Raw genomic sequence first — 4,579 nt, 5'->3', positions numbered from 1 at the left:
TCGATGGTGGCGGTGGGTCGGGCTCCGGCGTTGCCGCCGGTGACGTCGGTGGTGCCGCGTCCGGAGCGGGTGCCGTTGTCGTTTGCGCAGCAGCGCATGTGGTTCCTGAACCAGTTCGATCCGGAGTCCTCGGCCTACAACATCCCCGCCGTCGTCAGATTCCGCGGCAGCCTGGACCTCGAAGCATTGCGGGAGGCGGTCATCGATGCGGTGACGCGACAGGAGGTCCTGCGCACCGTATTCCCCTCCGCCGACGGGGTTCCCGTCCAGGCGGTCGTGCCGGAGCCGGAAATCGCCGGTGGACTCAGTTGGATCGAGGCCGGCTCGGTCGACGCCTTCGAGCGTGCGGTGGCCGCCGGATTCGACGTCGCCGCCCAGTGGCCGTTGCGCGTCGTGGTGCACCACGTGGGGGAGGGCGACCTGCTCTTCGGCATCGTCGTTCACCATATTGCCGCCGACGGTGAGTCGGTGGCGCCGTTGATGGCCGATGTACTGACGGCTTATGCCGCTCGCGCGGCCGGACGGGCACCCGAGTTCGCGCCGCTGCCGGTGCAGTTCGCCGACTTCGCGCTGTGGCAGCACCGGGTCCTGGGTTCACCGGAAGACCCGGACTCCGTCGTCGGACGGCAGCTGGCCTACTGGAACACGCAGCTCGCCGATCTTCCGGACGTCCTCGAACTGCCGGCGGCCAGGCCGCGGCCGCAGGTCGCCTCCCACGCCGGTGGCGAAGTGGACTTCGCGATCCCGCGCAGCGTGGCCGAGCGAATCGAGCAGGTGGGCCGGGAAGCCGGCATGACGCCGTTCATGATTCTGCACGCCGCGCTCGCGGTGCTCCTCGCACGAATCTCCGGAACATCGGACATCGCGGTGGCGACACCGATCGCCGGTCGAGGTGGTTCGGAACTGGACGGCGTGGTGGGCATGTTCGTCAATACCCTCGTGCTTCGGGCACAGGTCGACTCCGGCGCGACGTTCGCGGATCTGCTCGCTCAGGTGCGAACCACCGATCTGGATGCCTTCGCGCATTCCGATGCGCCGTTCGAGGCCGTCGTCGAGACGCTCAATCCCACGCGCAGTGAGGCGTTCTCGCCGCTCGCGCAGGTCATGCTGTCCTTCGACCCGGCCGCCTCCGGACGCCTGACCGGAGGTGAGATCGCCGGGGTCTGGGTCGAGCGTCTTCCGGCGCCGGTGATCTCGGCACAGCTGGATGTCGAGTTCCGCATATTCTCGGCGGCAGAAGCCGAGTGGTCCGGCACGGTGAACTACGCCACCGACCTGTTCGACGCGGCGACTGCTGCGTCGATGGCGGACAGGTTCGTCGCGGTACTGCGGGAGCTGATCGTGGACCCGCAGCGGGCGGTCGGCGACGTCCCGATCATGGAAGTCGGGGAGCGGGCCGCAGCCCTGGACTTCGCGGACGGGCCCGTCGTCGCGATGCCGCAGCGCACGGTCGCGGACCTGATCGCAGGGGCACCGGTCGTGAGCAACAGCACCGCGCTGGTGTTCGGTCGCCGAGAAGTCTCGCGAGGCGAGTTCGACGCGCGGGTGAACACCCTGGCCCGAGAGCTGATAGCGCACGGCGTGGGACCCGACTGCGCGGTCGGCATCTTCATGGAGCGCAGCGTGGAGCTGCTCGTCGCCGTGCACGCGGTGGTCGCGGCGGGTGGACAGTACGTGCCGATCGACACGGATGCTCCGTCCGAACGCATCGCGACGATGCTGGCGACCTCCGGCGCCGGTGTCGTGCTGGTGACTCCGGGACTCGTGCCGCCGTCCTCTGCTCGGATGGACGGGATCCGTCTGGTGGAGGTCGACGCGTCCGGCGCGATCGATCTCGGCGTGCCGCCGCTGACCGATGCGGAGCGGATCGCCCCCCTGCGTCCCGAGCATGCGCTGTACACGCTGTTCACGTCGGGGTCGACGGGCGTCCCGAAGGGCGTCACCGTCTCGCACCGAGCCGTCGTCAACCGACTGCTGTGGATGCGTGACGACTACCGATTGACCGCCGATGACCGTTTCCTCCTCAAGACGCCCGTCACCTTCGACGTCTCGGTCTGGGAACTGTTCCTTCCCCCGTTGCTGGGGGCGCCGTTGGTGATCGCGGTGCCCGACGGCCACCGCGATCCCGACTACTTGGCCTCGGTGATCGGCCAGGAGCGTGTGTCGGTGGTGCACTTCGTTCCGTCGATGCTGGCGGTGTTCATCGACGTGGTCGGGCCCCGTGTCTCCAGGCTGGTTTCGCTGCGGCGGATCTTCACCTCCGGCGAGGCCTTGCCGGTGATGATCGCGCAGCGACTGCTGAGTGCGCTCATGCTGTCGGACCCGTCGCTGGTGAATCTGTACGGTCCGACCGAAGCCGCGGTCGATGTCACAGCGGCCGAAATCGAGGCCGGCGATGATGCGGTGTCCATCGGGAGCCCGGTTGCCAATACGCGGACCCTGGTGCTCGATGCTCGACTCGGCGTGGTTCCAGACGGAGTGCCGGGCGAACTGTATCTCGGCGGTGTCCAGCTCGCACGTGCCTACTCGGCACAGCCGAGCCTGACCGCTGAGCGCTTCGTCGCCGATCCGTACGGTGCTCCTGGCGATCGCCTGTACCGCACCGGTGACCTGGTGCGGCGCCGAGCCGACGGCATGCTGGACTACCTGGGCCGCACGGACTTCCAGGTGAAGCTCCGCGGCCAGCGCATCGAACTCGGTGAAGTCGAGTCGGTGCTCGCCGGCGTGCCCGGTGTGGTGCACGCTGCCGCTGCGGTGAGCGCGGCGACCGGCGGCGGCGAGTTCCTCGTCGGCTACATCGCTCCGGCTACGGTCGATCTGGATTCGATCAAGGCTGTGGCCGCAGCCCGGCTTCCCGAGTACATGCGGCCGACGAGCTGGATGCTGCTCGACGAAGTCGCACTGAACAGTGCGGGCAAACTTGATCGCCGACGGCTCCCCGCACCCGACCTCGATGCCGCCGCCGGCGAGTACATCGGCCCGTCATCGGCCGCAGAAGAGGCGGTGGCGGCTGTCGTGGTCGACCTGCTCGGTCTCGATCGCGTTTCCGTGACCGAGTCGTTCTTCGATCGCGGCGGCAACTCGTTGTCGGCCATGCGACTGGTCGCGCGGGTCGGCGAAGTGCTCGGTGTCGACTTGAGCGTGCGGGACGTCTTCGATGCGCCGACGGTGCGCGACCTGGTCCGGCTCGCCGAAGGCCGTGCCCCGGCCTTGCCCCCCCCCGGTGACCGCCGTAGTGCCGCGGCCCGACCGACTTCCACTCTCGTTCGCCCAGCAGCGGATGTGGTTCATCAACCGATTCGCTCCGGAATCGGCGGCCTACAACATCCCCTTCATCATCCGGCTGTCGGGGGATCTCGACATCGGGGCCCTGCGGTCGGCGCTGGCCGATGTGATGGGCCGACACGAGATTTTGCGGACGATCTTCCCCGCGTCCGACGGCGTGCCCTTCCAGAAGGTGCTGTCCGCCGCTGAGGCAGACGATGCGCTGGATTGGGCGCAGGTCGACGACCTCGAAGCGCTGGCCCGCGATGCGGCGTCGGGATTCGACGTGTCCACGCAGCTGCCGGTGCGGGTGCGGCTCGCGGAGGCCGGAGAGGGCGATCGCGTATTCGCGCTGGTGGCGCATCACATCGCCTTCGACGGCCAGTCGACGGGCCCCTTCGCGGCGGATCTGATCGCCGCTTACGCCGCTCGGGTCGCCGGTGACGTTCCGCTGTGGCAGCCGCTTCCTGTGCAGTTCGCGGACTACGCACTGTGGCAGCACGCGGTGCTGGGTGCACCGGAGGATCCGGAATCGGTCCTCGGGCGCCAGCTGACCTATTGGACGGATGCGCTGGCCGGCGCTCCCGACGTTCACGAGCTTCCGACCGACCGCCCGCGTCCGCGGGTGTTCGACAGTCGCGGTGCCGAACTCTCGTTCGACGTCGCACCGGAGATCGCAGGGCGCGTGGACGCGATCGCCTCGCGCTTCGGGGTGACCCGGTTCATGGTTTTCCATGGGGCTNCGGACTCGGGTGGATGGGGCGTCGTCGTTCGCGCAGGTGTTGGCGGAGGTGAAGGGCGCTGATCTGGCGGCGTTCGAGCATGCTGAGGTGCCGTTCGAGTCGGTGGTGGATGCGTTGAATCCGGTACGGTCGGAGGCTTTCTCGCCGATCGTGCAGATCATCTTGTCGGTGGACCCGGTATCCGCGTCGGTCGATGACGTGGCGACCGCGGGCCTGTCGGTGAGCCCGGTCGAGCCCGACGACGTCGTCGCCCAGATGGACCTGAATCTGGCGCTGGTGACCTCGTCCGGGACCGACGGCTGGTACGGACTACTGACCTTCGCCACCGCGCTGTTCGACCCGGCGACGGTCGAGGTGCTGGGCCGTCGGTTCGTCGAGGTCCTCGATGCGCTGGTCTCTGATCCGGCCGCGCCCGTTGGCGACGTGCCCCTGATGACCGACACCGAGACCACGGCGATCGTGAGCGCGTCGGCGGGTGTGGTGGTGCCGGTGTTGGAGGAGTCGATTGCTGATGCGGTCGCTACCCGAATTGTGGAGGTTCCGTCGGCAGTAGCCCTTGTTGTTGGAGAGCG

2 protein-coding genes and 1 pseudogene are annotated in these 4,579 nt (G+C 68.4%); all 3 read left to right on the top strand.

Features of this window, described 5'->3' with window-relative positions; genetic code table 11:
* Positions 1-3: 3 nt before the first annotated feature.
* Positions 4-3,129, top strand: a pseudogene (locus tag ACFFJD_RS08250) (amino acid adenylation domain-containing protein); the annotation flags it as partial.
* 28 nt (positions 3,130-3,157) lie between these two features.
* Positions 3,158-4,069 carry a condensation domain-containing protein gene (locus tag ACFFJD_RS08245; protein WP_382362997.1) on the top strand — a complete coding sequence of 304 codons (912 nt, stop codon included), beginning with the start codon at positions 3,158-3,160 and terminating at the stop codon, positions 4,067-4,069.
* Positions 4,056-4,579: condensation domain-containing protein (locus tag ACFFJD_RS08240; RefSeq protein ID WP_382362995.1), on the top strand; the 524-nt coding region annotated here is incomplete at its 3' end. The genes ACFFJD_RS08245 and ACFFJD_RS08240, both read left to right, overlap by 14 nt.

The sequence above is a fragment of the Gordonia phosphorivorans genome (genome assembly GCF_042432625.1).
Lineage (GTDB): Bacteria > Actinomycetota > Actinomycetes > Mycobacteriales > Mycobacteriaceae > Gordonia > Gordonia phosphorivorans.
This window is presented reverse-complemented; position numbering and strand designations above follow the sequence as displayed.